Source organism: Azospirillum sp. SYSU D00513 (assembly GCF_017356015.1).
Lineage (GTDB): Bacteria > Pseudomonadota > Alphaproteobacteria > Azospirillales > Azospirillaceae > Azospirillum.
Genome location: NZ_JAFIQV010000029.1, coordinates 1 through 17,737 on the forward strand (window position 1 = coordinate 1; position 17,737 = coordinate 17,737).

The 17,737-nt window shown below is 68.2% G+C and carries 10 protein-coding genes; 4 read left to right on the top strand and 6 right to left on the bottom strand.

All coding sequences use genetic code 11. From position 1 onward, the window contains the following. Window positions 1-370 precede the first annotated feature (370 nt). Complete coding sequence (locus tag JUB11_RS33235; protein ID WP_207460449.1) at window positions 371-6,439, bottom strand: Calx-beta domain-containing protein; 6,069 nt, start codon at window positions 6,437-6,439, stop codon at window positions 371-373. Window positions 6,440-6,819: 380 nt separating this feature from the next. On the opposite strand from JUB11_RS33235, the gene JUB11_RS20545 reads away from it, so the two are divergent. Together JUB11_RS20545 and JUB11_RS20550 are read left to right on the top strand one after the other, a co-directional pair. After that, window positions 6,820-7,362, top strand: coding sequence for a TetR/AcrR family transcriptional regulator (locus JUB11_RS20545; RefSeq protein WP_348771476.1), 543 nt, complete (start codon window positions 6,820-6,822; stop codon window positions 7,360-7,362). Window positions 7,363-7,366: 4 nt separating this feature from the next. Continuing rightward, entirely contained in the window at window positions 7,367-10,795 is a 3,429-nt protein-coding gene (locus JUB11_RS20550) for an acyl-[ACP]--phospholipid O-acyltransferase (protein ID WP_207460451.1), read from the top strand. A 60-nt stretch (window positions 10,796-10,855) separates the two neighbouring features. Here the strand turns inward: JUB11_RS20550 and JUB11_RS20555 are convergent, their stop codons facing one another. Continuing rightward, window positions 10,856-12,151: an MFS family transporter gene (locus tag JUB11_RS20555; protein ID WP_207460452.1), complete on the bottom strand. Its 1,296-nt coding sequence runs from the start codon at window positions 12,149-12,151 to the stop codon at window positions 10,856-10,858. Between the two features lie 432 nt (window positions 12,152-12,583). Between JUB11_RS20555 and JUB11_RS20560 the strand changes: the two genes are divergently transcribed. After that, window positions 12,584-12,898 carry a helix-turn-helix transcriptional regulator gene (locus JUB11_RS20560; RefSeq protein WP_207460453.1) on the top strand — a complete coding sequence of 105 codons (315 nt, stop codon included), beginning with the start codon at window positions 12,584-12,586 and terminating at the stop codon, window positions 12,896-12,898. Between the two features lie 180 nt (window positions 12,899-13,078). Beyond that, window positions 13,079-13,534, top strand: coding sequence for a hypothetical protein (locus JUB11_RS20565; protein WP_247887205.1), 456 nt, complete (start codon window positions 13,079-13,081; stop codon window positions 13,532-13,534). An 88-nt stretch (window positions 13,535-13,622) separates the two neighbouring features. Here the strand turns inward: JUB11_RS20565 and JUB11_RS20570 are convergent, their stop codons facing one another. The 4 genes from JUB11_RS20570 to JUB11_RS20585 all read right to left on the bottom strand — a co-directional run bounded on the left by JUB11_RS20570 (window position 13,623) and on the right by JUB11_RS20585 (window position 17,712). Then, the gene (locus tag JUB11_RS20570) at window positions 13,623-14,903 is read right to left on the bottom strand and encodes an ABC transporter substrate-binding protein (protein WP_247887206.1); all 1,281 of its coding nucleotides are present in this window, start codon (window positions 14,901-14,903) and stop codon (window positions 13,623-13,625) included. Between the two features lie 147 nt (window positions 14,904-15,050). Then, entirely contained in the window at window positions 15,051-15,446 is a 396-nt protein-coding gene (locus JUB11_RS20575) for a DUF6285 domain-containing protein (protein WP_207460455.1), read from the bottom strand. Continuing rightward, complete coding sequence (locus JUB11_RS20580; protein WP_207460456.1) at window positions 15,443-16,519, bottom strand: phosphotransferase family protein; 1,077 nt, start codon at window positions 16,517-16,519, stop codon at window positions 15,443-15,445. Before JUB11_RS20580 ends, JUB11_RS20575 begins: the two co-directional genes overlap by 4 nt. Continuing rightward, window positions 16,516-17,712 (bottom strand): acyl-CoA dehydrogenase family protein, encoded by a 1,197-nt coding sequence (locus JUB11_RS20585; RefSeq protein ID WP_207460457.1) that lies wholly within the window; start codon window positions 17,710-17,712, stop codon window positions 16,516-16,518. Before JUB11_RS20585 ends, JUB11_RS20580 begins: the two co-directional genes overlap by 4 nt. Window positions 17,713-17,737 lie beyond the last annotated feature (25 nt).

The window sequence follows — 17,737 nt, forward strand, 5'->3', positions numbered from 1 at the left end:
GTTCTGATCAAACGCCGTCTTGGCGTCCGCCCCGGCCAGCAGCTGGTCGAGGATCGCATCGGGGATGATCGGTTCTTTGCGTCGTGCCAAAGGGGGCTCCTTCCGTTCTCAGCATACCCCTGCCGAGCACGAAATTCCGGATAGTCCCAGGGCGCTTGATACGGAACAGCCTGCCTGGCCGGCGAGCCAGGCAGGCTGTTCCTCACGCTTTCATTGACGCCCATATAGAACAGGTGGTTGCCAACCTCGCCGGGGCTGACTTTCGTGGCAGAGCGAAGCTTTGCAACAGAACCCCTTGATGCTTCAAACCGGCCTCTGCCCAACAACCCGGCCCGGCCATGGTTCGACCACACGGTTCTTGCGCCCCCGATCAGGCCAGGAAAGCGCTCCAGCCGCCAGAAGAACCAACCCTTCTCGCCAAGCTGTCTCCGGAAACGCCATCCAGCGTGAGGATCAGGGAATCGGACCACGGATCGCCGTTCGCATAGAAATGGATTTCCGTTTCAGCTCCGCCCGGACTGTAATCGCTCGCCACCTGCCGGTACTGGTAATACACCCAATCTCCGCCAATTTTCAAATCGTCGCCAAATTGGAAGTCGGTGATCGTATCGCGGTATATCTCGGTCGTGCTGTTCGTTTGGCGTCCATTGATGAGGAAGACGTCCTGCCCATCGCCGCCGGTCAGCGTGTCGCCGTGATCCGGACCCGCAATCAGGCTGTCGTTGCCCATGCCTCCACTCAGGAAGTCCGCATTTTCTCCGCCGGACAGCGTGTCGTTGCCCGCATTCCCTTGGATCTGGTTGTTGCCGGAGTTCCCGATAAGCCGTTCATCCCAAGAAGCGCCTTGGATCGAGCCGTTGTGGAACTGGCCCCGTTCATCGAGATAGACGACCTCTACATTTTCGGATTGGGTGTTGTCCCAAGACAGGTTGGAGACGACTGTATCGATTCCGCCAGTGGCCTCCTCGATTACCCTGTCCTCATTTCCATTCACGAAGTAAACATCATCGCCATTCCCGCCATAAAGATAATCGGCGTGGATATCATAACCCACTGCCCCGGGCGGGTTTATGTAAAAGCCATTGTACCCGGAATAGATCACATCATTTCCGGCGCCGCCGAACACGGTGTCCTGCCCGTCTCCTCCGTCAATGTGATCAAGATTGCCGCTGCCCTGGATGACGTCGCTGGCGAATGTGCCGTTCATCCGCCCACGCGAACTCGACGTGTCGGCCACGACGTCGAGGTTTCGCCCGCTGAACAGCTCCGCATAGCGTTCCACCGCTTCGAAATAATAGGGAAGGACGACTTCCGTGTTGTCGGACATGATGGTGCCGGTTGTGGTGTGTTCATCACGAGTGCCGCCGCCAGGGTACTCGTCGAAGGCTCCAATCATGTGCCCATATTCATGAGCGGCGATCTCATCCAGGTAGTTCGATCCCCACCCGCCATAATCCCTGGTGTACCAGTTGTGGACATTTGTCCTCCCATTGCTGTTGTGCACGGCGACGTTATAGTCCGCGGCCGAAGCTTCCCCGACACCCACGAACATGACGTCAACCTTGATGTCGTAGGCGTTCGTTCCATCGGACAGGCTGTACTTGTCATTCCAGACACGTTCAATGCCATGCTCCCAAGTCAGCAGATTGCTGGCGGGTTCATTGCCGGTGAAATGTATGCGTGACTGAACAGTGAACTCCGTGCCGTCGAAATCCAGGTCGAAACTCACGATCATGCCGTAACCATGGTCGGCGTTCATGACATATTCGACATGCCTGTTTCCGAAGGCAGGAAGCCCACTGGCCTGTTGAACGGTGACGCCACCCTGGAGATTCAGTTGATTTGGGTCATAGTCCCCGACGATCCGGAGAAGATCGCCGGCTTTCCCCGAAATCGCTGAGAAGGATGCCGCTTGCTCGGCGGTCAGGGTGACGGTGTGCGGCTGCGCGCCGGTGAGGCGCAATTCCTCGACTCCGGTCAGCGTCATCGCGCTGATGTCGATGCTCCCCTCCGCGGCCACCGAACCACCGCCCGGGAGCGAAATGGCGTCCGACGACAGTTCGAGCGCGTCCAGGCCGGCCCCACCGTCGAAGACGACAGCGGATGCGCTCCGCTGCGTGGCGATGAGGTAACGGTCGTTCCCGTCGCCGCCTCTCAGGACGTCGCTTTGGGCCTCCGCGGTTTCACCGGAGCCAATGGCTCCCGCCAACATCAGGTCGTTTCCGAATCCGCCGGCCAGCGTGTCGGCGCCGGTCCCGCCGATCAGCGTGTCGTCGCCGGCCAAGCCGTCGATGATGTCGGCGCCGCCCTGGCCCTCGATCCGGTCGTTGCCGGCCGTGCCGGTCAGGCGGTCGCTGCCCTCGGTGCCGGTGATCGGCTGGTCGACGGCCGCGGTGGCCCCGGTGAAGGCGGCCCAGCCCCCGCCGCTCTGCGCCACCCAGGCCGTCACGGCCGCGGCCGACAGTCCGGTCAGGGTGATCTGGCCGGTGTCGCTGACCGGGGCTCCAGGCGAGGACGCGAAGCTCAGCACGGCGCTCCCGTCCTCGTCCCGGATGCCGGTGAAGGTCCATTGCGCGTCGAGCCGGTCGGTGCCCAGTTGAAAATCATTGATGACGGAGCGGTAGGAGGCACCGAAATGCATGCCGCTCCAGAGCGTGCGGAAGACGTCCGCTCCGGTCCCCCCGTAAGCCACCCCGACACCGTCGCTGGAGAGCGTCAGGTCATCGTTGCCCGCGTCGCCGTACAGCGTGTCCGTTCCCCGGCCACCGGTCAGCGTGTCGTCGCCGGAACCGCCGCGGAGCGCGTCGTTGCCGAAGTTGCCGTCGATGAGGTTGTCGCCCCCATTGCCGACCAGCTCCTCGTCGGAATAGTTGCCCGTGAGGGAGCCGTTGTTCAGGGAAGAAACAGTGTCGGTGAGGATCACGCGTTCGACGCCGTAGGCGGCGGCGTTGTCCCAGGGCCCGGATACATAGGCCGTGTCGGTGCCCTCGCCGGCGTTCTCGATGATGCTGTCGCCGGACGTGACGTAGTAGGTGTCGTTGCCGGTTCCCCCGATGAGGGTGTCCGCCGCGCTGTCGGTTCCCGCGCGCAACGTGTCGTCGCCGGCCATCCCGTTGAGGGCGTCGGCTCCGCCCCGGCCGTCGAGGACGTCGTTGCCGGTGCCTCCGGTGAGCGTATCGCCGGCGTCCGTGCCGTGGATCACGCGGCCACCGGACGCGTCGCCGGTAAAGGCGGCCCAGTCATTGCCGTTCTGGCGAACCCACGCCGTCACGGCCTCGGCCGTCAGGCCGGTCAGCGTCAGCCGCCCGACACCCGTCATCGGGGCGCCCGGGGTCTCCACGAAACTCAGGACCGCGTTGCCGTTGACGTCTTCGATGCCCGTGAAGCTCCAGGGAATGGAAAGCCTGTCCTGCCCGAGGACGAAGTCGCCGACCGTCGCGCTGAACGAACCGCCGAGGTGATTGCCGCTCCAGGCCGCGCGGAACAGATCGTTTCCGGTGCCGCCGTAGGCAAAGGAGGCACCGTCGTTCGAAAAGGTGATCTGGTCGTCACCGGCGTCGCCATAGATCGTGTCGGCCCCTCGGCCGCCGCTGAGCGTGTCGTCGCCACCGCCTCCACGGATGGTTTCGTTGCCCAGGCCTCCACCGATGACGTTGTTGCCTGAGTTGCCGACCAGCTCCATGGAAACCATGCCGCCGGTCAGCGAGCCGTTCCGTGCCGCAGCGGCCTCATCCAGGACGATCCGCTCGATGTTCGTGGCCATGCCGGCGTCCCACGAACCGGAAACGATGACGGTGTCCACGCCCTCGTTGGCGTTCTCCACAACGGTGTCGTCCGGACTGTTCACGTAATAGGTGTCGTTCCCCGTTCCACCATGAAGGCTGTCGGCAAGGGTGTCGGCGCCGGCGACGAGCGTGTCGTCCCCAGCCTCGCCATGGATTTGGTCGGCGCCGGCCCGGCCGTCGAGCAGGTCGTTTCCGCCGCCGCCGCGGATCTCATTGCCGCCGGAATTTCCTTCGATGATGTTCGCCAGCCCGTTGCCGGTCGCGAAGCCGTTCGAGGCGGCCCCGACCTCCTGCAAGGTGAGGTTCTCCAGGTTCGCCCCGAGCGTCCAGGACGTCCTGGCGATCACCAGGTCCACGCCCTCGCCGGCGGCTTCGGTGATGACGTCCTCGGGGCCGTTCACCCAGTAGACGTCGTTGCCGATGCCGCCGGACAGCGTGTCCGGTGCCGTGTCGTCGCCGGCGTAAAGCGTGTCGTTGCCGGCCCCGCCGGAGATCGTGTCCGACGCGGTGTTGCCGCCGAGGATGTCGTTGCCGCCAAGACCGGAAATGACGTTGCCGCCGGACGCGGCCCAAATCGTGTCGTCACCGGGCGTTCCAGTGTAGGTCCGGGGGGTGGAGCCACCGGCGCCGCCGTCCGTTCCACCGCCGGTGCCAGCGCCCGTGCCGGAACCGGGGAGGAGGACGTTGGCCTCGGTCAGGGCGGTGCGCTGCACGCCTGCGAGTTTCACCGCACTCGTCGGGCCGAAGGTGACGACCGCGTCGGCGCCCTCCTGCGTGGTGGCCGCCAGGAAAGCCTGGAAGCTGGTGAAGGCGATGACCGCCCGCAGGTCCAGCACGTCGCCACCGGAACCGGCGGTGAAGCCGTCGATGTAGTCCCAGCCTTCGTTCGCCCGGAACACGAAGGTGTCGGAACCGGCGCCGACGAGGTAATCGTCGCCGCCGCGCGCGTCGATGGTGTCGTTGTTGGCGGTTCCAAAGATCGCGTCGCGCGCGCTGGTCCCGGTGAACAACTGCCCCGGCGTGCCCCCGGTGCCGCCGCCGGTCCCGCCCCCGGTCCCGCCGCTGACAGTGTCGTCGTTGGCGATCGTGCCGGCCGCAGCGGCGGTGGCGATGGTCCAGCCAGCGCTCGGGTTCGTCAGCGTCACCGAGAAGCCCTCGTCCGTCTCCTGGACCGTGTCGGCCAGAATGGGGACGGAGATCGTCGCGGTGGCCTGCCCGGCGGCAAAGGTCAGCGTGCTCTGTGGCAGCGTGTTGCCGGTGAAGTCGGCGCCGGTCGCGGCCGCAGCGCCGCTGCCCGCCACCGTCCAGGTGACCGAGGAGGCGGCCGAGAGGTCGCCGGTGCGCGTGACCGTGAACTGGTAGAGGGTGCCACCGCCACCGTTGCCCTCGGCGAGGCTCACCGTGGCCGGGCCGATACTCAGCGTGCCGCCCGTCCCGCCCGTCCCGCCGGTGCCGCCACCCGTGCCGGTGCTGGAGAGGAGAACGTTGGCTTCGGTCAGGGCGGTGCGCTGCACGCCTGCGAGTTTCACCGCACTCGTCGGGCTGAAGGTGACGACCGCGTCGGCGCCCTCCTGGGTGGTGGCCGCCAGGAAGGCCTGGAAGCTGGTGAAGGCGGTGATCGCCCGCAGATCCAGCACGTCGCCACCGGAACCGGCGGTGAAGCCGTCGATGTAGTCCCAGCCTTCGTTCGCCCGGAACACGAAGGTGTCGGAACCGGCACCGCCGACGAGGTAATCGTCGCCGCCGCGCGCGTCGATGGTGTCGTTGTTGGCGGTGCCGTAGATCGCGTCGCGCGCGCTGGTCCCGGTGAAGAGCTGCCCCGGCGTTCCACCGGTACCGTCACCGCCGGTCCCGCCACTGACGGTGTCGTCGTTGGCGATCGTGCCGGCCGCAGCGGCGGTGGCGATCGTCCAGCCGGCGCTCGGGTTCGCCAGCGTCACCGAGAAGCCCTCGTCCGTCTCCTGAACCGTGTCGGCGAGAACGGGGACGGAGATCGTCGCGGTGGCCTGGCCGGCGGCAAAGGTCAGCGTACCCTGCGGCAGCGTGTTGCCGGTGAAGTCCGCCGCGGTCGCGGCGGCACCACCACTGCCGGCCACCGTCCAGGCGACCGAGGAGGTGGCCGAGAGGTCGCCGGTGCGCGTCACCGTGAACTGGTAGAGGGTGCCGCCACCGCCGTTGCCCTCGGCAAGGCTCGCCGCGGCCGCGCTGATGCTCAGCGTCCCGCCCGTGCTGCCCCCCGTATCGCCGCCGGTACCGCCATCCGTGCCCGAACCAGAACCGGAAAGGAGGACGTTGGCCTCGGTCAGCGCGGTGCGCTGCACGCCTGCGAGCTTCACCGAACCGGTCGGACCGAAGGTGACGACGGTGTCGGCGCCCTCCTGTGTGGTCGCCGCCAGGAAGGCCTGGAAGCTGGTGAAGGCGGTGATTGCCCGCAAGTCCAGCACGTCGCCACCGGAACCGGCGGTGAAGCCGTCGATGTAGTCCCAACCCTCGTTGGCCCGGAACACGAAGGTGTCGGAACCGGCGCCGCCGACGAGGTAATCGTCGCCGCCGCGCGCGTCGATGGTGTCGTTTCCACCCTCACCGGCAATGTAATCCCGATCCGCTGTGCCCGTTAACGTATCGGCTCCGCTGCTCCCGACAAAATTCGCCATTTCCGCCCCATTCCCCGGTTTGATCTTAAAGCCCGGAGAAGTTGCATTAAATGCGTGACATCGGCCAAAGCCCCCTCGGGGGTATCGCTGATTGTGCGAGCCTGGAGCCAATGGCTCGAAAGAGGCGCGCATGGGTTACCGGAAATTGCAACGCCCGGTGAGAGGGGAAGTGACCCCGGACCGCGTCGGCGTGTGGTTCTCGGGAGGGCTGGCGCAACCGGCTGCGCGTCATGCCGGATGCGGCTGCAACATCTGGTCTCACGAGCGCTGAATGCCGCCCCTGCCCAAAGGCCTATTGCGGGGCAGGCCTGCCTGCTCCATGTTGTGAGTGAATACTCACTTACGTCTGGTGCGCAATGTCGACGGATGTTTTTCACAGGGTGCGGGACGCAGCGCTCGCCCTGTTCGCCCAGAAGGGCGTGCGGGCCACGACGATCAAGGACATCGCCCGGACCGCCGGCGTGTCGGAGGGAGCCCTCTACCGGCACTGGCCCGGCAAGGAGGATCTCGCAGCACACCTCTTCGCCCGCGAATACACCGCCCTGTCGGAGGCCCTGCGGGAGGCGGCCGGCAATGGGCCAGCGCCGGACCGGCTGCGGCGGATCGTCGAGGAGTCCTTCCGCATGGTCGAGGCCGCACCCGACCGCGCGCGCTTCCTTCTCCTGGTCCAACACGACGCGCTGCCGCTCGTTCCCGAGGGACAGGAGACACCGGTGGACGTGATCTGCGCCATCGCCGCCGAGGGCATCCGGGAGGGAAGCATCGTCGGCGCCGACGCGACGGCGCTCGCCCATGTGGTGATCGGCGCCATCGTGATGACGGTGCAGTCGCACGTCTACGGGCGCCAGACCATCCCGCTCGCCGAGCTGGCGGGCACCGTCGCCGACGCGGTCCTCGGCGGCATCGCCAGAAAGGGAGCCTGATCCGATGAGCCAGCTGGCCCTTCTCGCCTCGCGGCGTTTCCTGCCGCTGTTCCTGACCCAGTTCCTCGGCGCCTTCGGCGACAACGTGCTGCGCGGCGCCATCGCGGTGCTGGCGGTCTATGGCGTTTCCGGTGGCGGCCTGTCCGAGGGCGACGGCTCGGATGGAGCGCTGATCTCCACCCTGGCGGCGGGCGCCTTCACGCTCCCCTTCCTGATCCTCTCGGCCACGGCCGGGCAGATGGCCGACCGTTTCGACCGCACGCTGGTGGCCCGCGCCGTGAAGGTGGCGGAGATCGGGCTGATGGCCGTGGCTTCCTACGCCATCCTCGGCGCCAACCTGACCCTGCTGATCGCCGTGCTCGTCGGCATGGGCGCCCATTCGACGGTGTTCGGGCCGGTCAAGTACGGGCTGCTGCCCGACCTGCTGGCGGCGGACCGGCTTCCCGCCGCTAACGGGCTGGTGGAGGCCGGCACCTTCGTCGCCATCCTGCTGGGCACCATCGCTGGCGGGTCGCTGGCGCTGGCCGATCCTTGGGCGGTGCCGGCCCTGCTCGGCGCCTCGGCGGTGTTCGGGCTGCTCGCCTCGCTGCTGATTCCGCGCGCGGGCAACGCCGACCCGTCCGTCCGGGTCGGGCTCAACCCGGTGTCGGCGACCTTGAGGGTGCTGCGCTCGGTCGCCCATGACCGCGCCTCGATGCGGGCGATATACGGCATCTCCGTCTTCTGGGGCGTCGGCGCGGTGGTGATGGCGCAGTTCCCGGCCATCGCGCGGGGCAGCCTGGGCACGGACAGCAACGGCGCCACGATGCTGCTCGCGGTCTTCGCGGTCGGCGTGGCCGTCGGCTCCATCGCCGCCGGCATGGGGCACCGCACGCCGTCGGTCGCCGACGCGCGCCGGGCGGCGGTCGCCGGGCTGGTCGCCGCGCTCGCGGGTGCCGCCCTGCCGTTCCTGACGCCCTCGTCCCCCAGCCTCGAACCCCTGTCGCCCATGATGCTGCTGGCCGAGCCCTGGGCGCTGCCGCTGCTGCTCGATTTGTTCGTGATCGCCGCGGCGGGCGGCGCCTTCGCGGTCCCGCTCTACGCCCTCATCCAGCACCGGGCGGAGGTCTCGGCGCGCGCCCGCGTCATCGCGGCGGCGAACATGATCAACGCGCTCTTCATGGTGGTGGGTTCGGCGCTCGCGACCCTGATGCTGATGCTCGGCCTGTCGCCGCTTGCCGTCGCCGCCTGGGGTGGTGCCAGCATGCTGGTCGCCGTGCTCCTTGCGCTGTCGATCGAGGCCAAGGCGATGGGGCAGGCGCTGTTCCGCGGCGTCTTCCGGCTCGCCTTCCGGGTCGAGCTGCGCGGAGCCGAGCATCTGCAAGGGCTGGAGGGGGCGGCCGTCGTCACGCCGAACCACCAGTCCTTCCTGGACGGCGCGCTGCTCGCCGCCTTCCTACCGGGGATGCGTTTCGCGGTGGACAGCTTCATCGCCCGCAACCCATTGGTAAAGCCCTTCCTGGCGCTGGCCGACCATGTGACCATCGACCCGACCAACCCGCTGGGCACCCGCGTCCTGGCCCGCACGCTGGCCGAGGGCGAGAAGATCTGCATCTTCCCCGAGGGGCGGATCACGGTCACCGGCTCCCTCATGAAGATCAACGGCGGCCCCGGCATGCTGGCCGACAAGGCGCGCTGCCCGGTGGTGCCCGTCTGCATCGAGGGGGCGCAGCGCTCGCTGCTGTCGCGCATGCACGGCCGGCTGCGGCTCGGCCTGTTCCCGCGCATCGTCATCACCGTCATGCCTCCGGTCGCCACACCCGAACTGGGCGGGCTGATCGGCAAGAAGCGGCGCGCCGCGCTGAAGAGCTGGCTGTCGCGCGTCATGACGGAGACGGTCTTCGCCGCCCGGCAGCGGCCGGAAACCCTGGCGCTCGCCCTGCTGGAAGCCGGGCGCAGCACGGGCAAGGGTGCCGCCGCGGTGCAGGACGGCGACTTCACGACGCTGTCCTACCGGGCGCTGACCGCGCGGTCGCTCGTGCTCGGCCGCATCCTGACGCAGGGCACGGCCCCAGGCGAGGCGGTGGGCGTGCTGCTGCCGACAGCGTCGCCGACGGCGGCCGTCTTCTTCGGGCTTGCCGCGCACGGCCGGCCGGCGGCCATGCTGAACTTCACCGCCGGGCCGGACTCCCTCATGGCGGCCTGCCGCGCGGCGGGCGTGCGCAGGATCGTCACCTCCGCCCAGTTCGTGGAGAAGGGCCGGCTCGGCCCGCTGGTCGACACCCTGTCCGCCGACCACTCCATCGTCTATCTGGAGGATGTCCGGCAAGGGCTCGGCCTCTCCGACAAGCTGCGCGGCCTCGCCGCGATGCTGTCGCCGGAGTGGTTCCTGCCGCCGCAGGGAAAGCGCGAGGACGTGGCGGCCATCCTCTTCACCTCCGGCTCGGAGGGGCCGCCCAAGGGTGTGGCGCTGACCCACGACAACCTGCTCGCCAACATGGCGCAGATCGCGTCCGTCGTGGATTTCACCCGGCAGGACACGGTGTTCAACTGCCTGCCGGTCTTCCATTCCTTCGGGCTGACCGGCGGGCTGCTGCTTCCGGTGCTGAACGGGGTGAAGACGGTGCTCTACCCGAACCCGCGCCATGTCCGGCTGATCCCTGAGCTGATCTACCAGACCAACGCGACGATCCTGTTCGGCACGGACTTCTTCCTGAACGCCTGGGCACGCTCGGCGGACCCCTATGATTTCCGCTCCGTGCGCATGGCCTTCGCCGGGGCCGAGCGGCTCCAGGAGGAGACGCGCCGCCTCTACGCCGACCGGCTGCGCGTGCATGTGCTGGAGGGCTACGGCACGACCGAGACCTCGCCCGTCATCGCCGTGAACACGCCGGCCCGCTTCCGGCCGGGCAGCGTCGGCCAGCTCCTGCCGGGGATGGAAGCGGAGCTGACGCCGGTGCCGGGCGTGCCGGTGGGCGGGCGGCTGCGGGTGCGCGGGCCCAACGTCATGAAGGGCTACCTGCACGCCGACCGGCCGGGCGAGATCCACCCGCCCGACGGCGGCTGGCACGACACCGGCGACATCGTGGACATCGACGCCGACGGCTTCCTGCGCATCGTCGGCCGGGTCAAGCGCTTCGCCAAGGTGGCGGGGGAAATGATCCCGCTGGGTCTCGTGGAGGAGATGGCGGTCCTCGCCGACCCGGATGCCCCGCACGCGGCGGTGGCGCTGCCCGACCCCAGGCGCGGCGAGCGCATCGTCCTGGTCACCACCGGCGCGGCACTGACGCGCGACGCGCTGGTGGCCGCCGCCCGCGCCAAGGGTGCCCCGGAGATCGCCATCCCCCGCGATATCCTGCGCGTTCCCGCCATTCCGCTGCTTGGGACGGGCAAGACCGACTATCCGGCGGTGGCGCGCCTCGCCGCCGAGGCGCTGGCCGGGCAGGAGGCGTGACGGCAAAGGAGAAGGGGCGGAATCTCCTCCGCCCCTTCGGCCACGGTGTCGAGGAATCCCTCAGCCGTGATCGCGCAGGTAGCCCGACCGCCGGGGGTCCGGCATGCGGATCGACACCAGCAGGCTGATGGCGGCCAGCACCGTGACGTACCAGAAGAAGCTCTCCTCCAGGCCGACCGACTTCAGCCAGAGCGCCACATATTCGGCGGTGCCGCCGAACAGGGCGTTCGCCACGGCGTAGGACAGGCCGACGCCCAGCGCGCGCACCTCCGGCGGGAACATCTCGGCTTTGATGAGGCCGCTGATGGAGGTGTAGAAGCTGACGATGGCGAGCGCCAGGATGATCAGCCCGAAGGCCGCGTAGGGGCTCGTCACGTCGCGCAGCCCGTGCAGGATCGGCACCGTGCAGAGCGTGGCGAGCGCGCCGAACAGGATCATCGAGGTGCGCCGCCCGATCCGGTCCGACAGGGCGCCGAACAGCGGCTGCAGCACCATGTAGACGAACAGCGCCCCTGTCATCACCGAACTGGCCGTCCTGGCGTCCATGCCCGCGCTGTTGACCAGGTATTTCTGCATGTAGGTGGTGAAGGTGTAGAAGGTCAGCGAGCCGCCCGCCGTGAAGCCGACCACGGTCAGGAAGGCCCATTTGTGCTTCAGCAGGCCGCTCAGCGTGCCGGCGTCCTTGCTCTTGCGGGTCTCGGCGGTCGAGGTCTCCTCCAGCGAGCTGCGCAGGAACAGCGCGATCACCGCCGCCAGCGCGCCGATGAAGAAGGGAACGCGCCAGCCCCAGTCGTGCAGCTGTTCGTTCGACAAGGTCTGCTGGAGGATCACCAGTACGAACAGCGCCACGAGCTGCCCGCCGATCAGCGTGACGTACTGGAAGGAGGCGAAGAAGCCGCGCCGGCCGCGCAGGGCCACCTCGCTCATGTAGGTGGCGCTGGTGCCGTACTCGCCGCCGACCGACAGGCCCTGGGCGAGCCGGGCGAGCAGAAGCAGAAGCGGGGCCAGCGCTCCGATGCTCTCGTAGGTCGGCAGGCAGGCGATCACCAGCGACCCGCCGCACATCATCAAAACGGAGATCATCATGGAGGCGCGGCGGCCGTACTTGTCGGCGATGCGGCCGAACAGCCAGCCGCCGATCGGGCGCATCAGGAAGCCCGCCGCGAAGACGCCCGCCGTGTTCAGCAGCTGGGTCGTCGGATCGCCGGAGGGGAAGAAGGACGGCGCGAAGTAGATCGCGCAAAACGAGTAGACATAGAAGTCATACCACTCCACCAGGTTGCCGGACGAGGCACCGACGATGGCGAGAATGCTGCGGCGGACCTCCGCCGCAGTGTGTTCAGGCTGAACGGTCAAGTTGGTCCTAGCTCCTGTCAGCCCCGCCGGCCGGGATCGCCGCCGGCATCCTGGTCGGACGGGGCAGGGCTCCGGGCCGGGGGAAGCAGAACGATACGGAAGAGAAGATCAGTTCCACTGATCATTCCGGGCGCAGCGCGAAAACTGCATAGTTGGCTATCGTAACGCTTTGCTGGACATGATCAAACAATTCCGTGACTCGAAAATATCACGCGGCCATTCGGATTGTTTCTTGGAAGAGCGGTTTAGGGGCTGGCTTGTTGCGAGGCGGGACTGTTCCGATGCCTCCGTGCCAATGTGCCAGGGCAGGGAATGCATTGTTCGCCGCCTGACCGCCCTTTGTTTCACCCACCTCCATAGGGACCCCTCCAACGGCGATGTTAATTGCAATACATTCCAAGTTAAGTGCATTTCCGGTGGGTAATTCGGAACATGTTGCAATTTGGCCTGATGGCTCCCGGTGATATCGCCCATGGCGTGGCCGAACGCGCGCGCAGCAGGAGGTTGGGCTTAGGCCTGACCCAAGCGGAGCTTTCGGAACGGGCAAGCGTCAACATCTGGTCGTTGAGGCGTTTCGAGGCGACCGGCAAGATTGCCTTCGACGCCCTCATCCGGATCGCCTTCGTACTCGACGCCGTCGAAGAGTTCGGCGGTCTATTTCCCGAACCCGAATTCCGCAGCCCCGACGAGCTGATCTCCCGGCCCAAACGGCAACGCGGCAGGCGGAAGGGGAGGGCGGCCGATTGAAGCGTATCAATCTCCTCCAGGTGTCTCTCCGCCCGTTGACCAAACACGGCTCCGACCCCCTTGCCCGACCCCCGCCGGAGACAAGTTGGGGCCGCGCATCTTTGTCCGTTGTGGCGGCGGGAAGGGGGGCGGAAAAGGGAGGCGGGCCGGTTGGGGCCGTCAATGGATGGGGACTCTACGATGCGTGCGAGCGTTGCGGGTGTGTGTGCGTTTGTGGTGATGGCCGGTGCGGCGCTGGCGGTGTCGCCCGCCCAGGCGAAGGAGCCGGCGGCCTGTCAGGCGATTTCCTTCCGTCCGCTTCTGCCGGGCGCGCCCGACGGCGTGCAGGATGCCGGGCTGAAGCCGACCAAGTCCGGCCGGGTCGAGATCAAGGCCGACGTGCAGGGCGGCAACGCGACGAACTACTTCATGACGCTGAAGGGCAACAAGGTCGAGGCCGGCACCGGCGGCCCGAAGGTGTCCGACGGCTGCCTGAAGGCCAAGAACGTGGCGCTGCCTTACAAGACGCAGACCGCCGGCGCCTGCACGGGCGAGCGCTTCCGCGTGGTGATCGAGCGGCAGGGCGAGAAGCGCGTCGCGCAGTTCTTCGGCCTGCACGGCGAGGCCTGGGAACACTGCTCCAGCGCGGTCATGTGAGCTGGCGGCGTGATCGGGGCGGCGGCGGCCGCTCCGCCGCGCGTGGCAGGAAAGGCGGCCGGGGGAAGCTCCCGGCCGCCTTTTTTCGTCAGCCCTTCTTCATCAGCGGGCAATCGGATTCCGACAGCGGCCGGTAGGCCTGCTCCGCCGGGATCACCGCCTTGATGGTGTAGTAGTCCCAGGGGCCCTTGCTCTCCGCCGGGGTCTTCACCTGGACCAGATACATGTCGTGGACCATGCGGCCGTCCTCGCGCAGCCGGCCGTTGCGGGCGAAGAAGTCCTTGATCGGCAGCTCGCGCATCTTGGCGACCACGGCCTTGCCGTTGTCGGTCCCGGCGGCCTCGACCGCGCGCAGGTAATGCAGCACGCCCGAATAGTCGCCGGCCTGCGTCATGGTCGGCATCGCGCCGTTCATGCGCTGGGCGTAGCGCTTGGCGAAGGCGCGGGTCTGCTCGTCCATGTCCCAGTAATAGCCGGTCGTCAGGATCAGCCCCTGCGCCGTCTCCAGCCCGAGCGCGTGGATGTCGGAGATGAAGGCCAGCAGCGCCGCCATGGACTGGCCGCCGCGGGTGATGCCGAACTCGGCCGCCTGCTTGATGGCGTTGGTGGTGTCGTTGCCGGCGTTGGCGAGCGCGATCACCTTGGCGCCGGACGCCTGCGCCTGCAGCAGGAAGGAGGAGAAGTCGCTGTTCGGGAAGGGGTGGCGGGCCGACCCGACCACCTGGCCGCCGCCGGCCTTCACGAATTGCGAGGTGGTCGCCTCCAGGTCGCGGCCGAAGGCGTAGTCGGCCGACAGGAAGTACCAAGTGTTGCCGCCGGCCTTCACCGCCTCGGTCCCGGTGCCCCGCGCCATGGCGTAATTGTCGTAGGCCCAGTGGATGCCGGTGGGGGTGCAGTTCGGCCCGGTCAGCGCGGTGGTGCCGGAGCCGTTGTTGATGGTGACGACACCGCGTTCGCCGGCGAGTTGCTGGACGGCGAGTCCGACCGAGGAGGTGACCATGTCGATGATGACGTCCACCCCCTCGTTGTCGATCCAGCGGCGGGCGACGGCCGAGCCGATGTCCGGCTTGTTCTGGTGGTCGGCGAAGACCAGCTCGATGGGCTTGCCATTGACCTTGCCGCCGAAATCCTCGATCGCCAGCCGCGCCGCCTCGATGGCGCCCTGGCCGCCGATGGCGGAATAGGTGCCGGACATGTCGGTCAGCACGCCGATCTTCACGCTGTCGTTGCTGAGCTGCGCCTGCGCGGTGCCGGTCGCGGCGGCGAGCGAGAGTCCGGCCAGCAGGCCGGCGGCAAGGGCCGGCCGTTTGATGGGCCGTTTCAGGGGCCGCTTCATGGGCGGCTTGCGCGTCGTGGTCGTCTGCTTCATGCGTTTCATCCCTGTTCTTTATGGTTCGGCGTTCGGGTGCGGACGTTTCCTTGAGGCCTGGATGGGGACGGTTCCGGTTTCCTCCTGCTGTGGGTCCCTGTTTGCCGCGGGCCGTTCCCCTACCTGATGGCAGGAGGGAAAAGCCGCTCAGCCGCGCGGCGGCACGGAATTCAGATGCTTGGGGTTGGAGACGGCGAGCCGCGCCCACGTCAGCGCCCACAGGGTGTCGCGCAGCTCGTCGGCGCTCCCCAGCCGGCCGTCGAAGGCGCCCTCCGTGATGGCGGTGCAGAGCCGGCGCGACAGGTTCGGCACGTCGCCCTCCGCGCCGGTGAGGCGGCGGAGCGCGTCCGCGAGCGCCGGATCCTCCCGGACGGTCAGTTCCCGCTCCGCGATGGACAGCGCGTTGGCGATCATCAGCGCGGCGAAGCGCTGTTCGGCCGGAACGGCGGGCAGCACCGTTTCCCGGAAGGTCTTCAGCGCGATGGCGATCAGCCCGGCGGCGTCCGGGGTATCGAGCGGCGTTGCTAAGTCCTCGCCCGTCATGCGGCTCCCCCGTCGATCGCGTCCAGATGCAGAAGCAGGTCGTGTTCGATCTCTGGCAGCATCCGGCCGGTCAGGGCCAGCTCCAGCGACGGCTCGCGGCCCGACGTGTGGCGGCGCCCCTGCTGGATGGCGATGGTCGCCCAGCGCAGATAGGCCGAGGCCTCCCAATAGGCGACCCGAGGTTCGTCCACCCGGCGGCCGGAGGTCTCCTCATAGCCGGCGTAAAAGTCGGCGCGGCCGGCGATGCCGCCGGCCTCACGCTCGAACCGGCCGAAGCGCCAGGAGCGCGCGCAGAACCAGCCGAGATCCTCCATCGGGTCGGACCAGCCCGCGAATTCCCAGTCGAGGATGGCGGTGAGCCGGCCGTCCCGGACCATGTAGTTGCCGGTGCGGTAGTCGCGGTGGCACAGCACGGTCTCGCCCGGCGGCGGCGCCTTCACCTCCAGCCAGCGCAGGCCATAGGCCAGCACGGGATCCTCGTCGGCCAGCGCGCCCGCCCAGTCCCGGTACTGGCGGGCGGCGTCCAGCGCCGGGCCGTTGCGGGGCAGGGGCAGGAAGTCCAGACCTTCCGCGCCCGGTCCTCCGGGCCGGACGGTGTGCAGCCGCCCGAGCTGCCGGCCCAGCTCGCGGGCCAGCTCCGGCTGGGGCGCGTCGCTCTTCACCACGCGGAAGCCGGCGGCCACCCCCTCGGCCCGGCGCATGAGGTAGAAGGGCCGGCCGAGCAGCCCCGCATCCGCGCAGGCGGCCAGCGGTTCCGGCGCCGCCACCCCCGCCGCGAAGGCGGCGCGCAGCACCGCGAACTCCTGCGGCTTGCCGAGGCTCGCCGACACCTCCATCGGCGGGGCGGCGCGCAGCACGACCGCGTGCCGGCCGTCGAGCGGCCCGCCCTCCACCGCCAGCGTCAGGGCCAGGTTCTCCGAGATGGCCCCGCCGCCGAGGCGGCTGACCTCAGACACCGCGGCGCGGATTGCCCCCAGCCGGTCCGCCAGCCAGGATTCCAGGCGCGGGCGCGTGTCTTCATTGATCAGCCCGCCATCACTCGGTGTGCCATTGATTGGTCCGCCGGCGCTCATGGCCAGCCCCAGAAGCCGTCGCCTTCCTTCAGGTAAATGCCGCTCAGCACCATCTTGTGGACCTCCGACGCGCCGTCCACCAGCTTGGCCTGGCGGGCGTAGCGGTAGATCCATTCCAGCACCGTGTCCTTGGAGTAGCCGCGTGCGCCGCAGAGCTGGATGGCGGTGTCCACCGCCTTGTGGAGCGTGTCGGCGACATGGACCTTCGCCATCGACACCTCCTTGCGGGCGAAGTCGCCCGTGTTGAGCTTCCAGGCGGCCTTCATGACCAGCAGCCGCGCGATCTCGATCTGCATGGCGATGTCGCCGAGCATCCACTGGACGCTCTCCCGGTCGGCCAGCCGGATGCCGAAGCCCTCGCGCTCCCGCACATAGTCGGCGGCGATCTCCATGGAACGCTTGGCGAGGCCGGTCCAGCGCATGCAGTGCGTCAGCCGCGCCGGCCCCAGCCGGATCTGCGTCAGCTTCAGCCCGTCCCCGACGTTCATCAGCACGTTCTCGTCGGGCACCTCCAGCTCGTGGAACAGCAGCTCGCAATGGCCGCCATGCTCCTCCGGCCCCATGATCGGGATGCGGCGCACGATCTCCCATCCCGGCTGGTCCCGGTCGAAGAGGAAGGCGGTCAGCCCCTTGCGCTTGTCGTCGGAGGTGCGGGCCATCAGGATGAAGTGCTGCGCCTCGCCCGCCCCGGTGATGAACCATTTACGGCCCGAAATGACCCAGCGGTCGCCACGCCTCTCCGCCTTGGTGGCGATCATCGAGGGGTCGGAGCCGCCGCCTGGGCTCGGCTCGGTCATTGCGAAGGCGGAACGGACCTTGCCGTCGATGATCGGCTGGAGCCAGCGTTCCTTCTGCGCCTCGGTCCCGACCTTGTTCAGCACCATCATGTTGCCGTCGTCGGGAGCGGCCGAATTGAAGACGACCGGGCCGAAGATGGAGCGGTTCATCTCCTCGTAGCAGGGGGCCATGCCGGCGATGCCCAGCCCCTGCCCGCCGCGCTCCTTGGGCATCTGGAGCGACCACAGCCCGGCGGACTTCGCCTCGGCCCGCAGGCGCCGCAGCGGCTCCTGGGCGATGTTCTCATGCTCGTCCCAGTTCGCGCGGTCGGCCTCGACGGGCAGGATGCGCTCCTCGACGAAGGCGCGCACGCGGCGCCGGTAATCCTCGATCTCGGGCGGCAGGGTGAAATCCATGATGGTCCTTGTCCTCTCTATCCGG

Excerpts from the sequence above, each read along its gene's own strand:
- JUB11_RS33235 (WP_207460449.1), bottom strand. The coding sequence starts at position 6,439 with ATGGCGAATTTTGTCGGGAGCAGCGGAGCCGATACGTTAACGGGCACA.
- JUB11_RS20550 (WP_207460451.1), top strand. The coding sequence starts at position 7,367 with ATGAGCCAGCTGGCCCTTCTCGCCTCGCGGCGTTTCCTGCCGCTGTTC.
- JUB11_RS20560 (WP_207460453.1), top strand. The coding sequence starts at position 12,584 with ATGTTGCAATTTGGCCTGATGGCTCCCGGTGATATCGCCCATGGCGTG.
- JUB11_RS20565 (WP_247887205.1), top strand. The coding sequence starts at position 13,079 with ATGCGTGCGAGCGTTGCGGGTGTGTGTGCGTTTGTGGTGATGGCCGGT.
- JUB11_RS20570 (WP_247887206.1), bottom strand. The coding sequence starts at position 14,903 with ATGAAGCAGACGACCACGACGCGCAAGCCGCCCATGAAGCGGCCCCTG.
- JUB11_RS20575 (WP_207460455.1), bottom strand. The coding sequence starts at position 15,446 with ATGACGGGCGAGGACTTAGCAACGCCGCTCGATACCCCGGACGCCGCC.
- JUB11_RS20580 (WP_207460456.1), bottom strand. The coding sequence starts at position 16,519 with ATGAGCGCCGGCGGACCAATCAATGGCACACCGAGTGATGGCGGGCTG.
- JUB11_RS20585 (WP_207460457.1), bottom strand. The coding sequence starts at position 17,712 with ATGGATTTCACCCTGCCGCCCGAGATCGAGGATTACCGGCGCCGCGTG.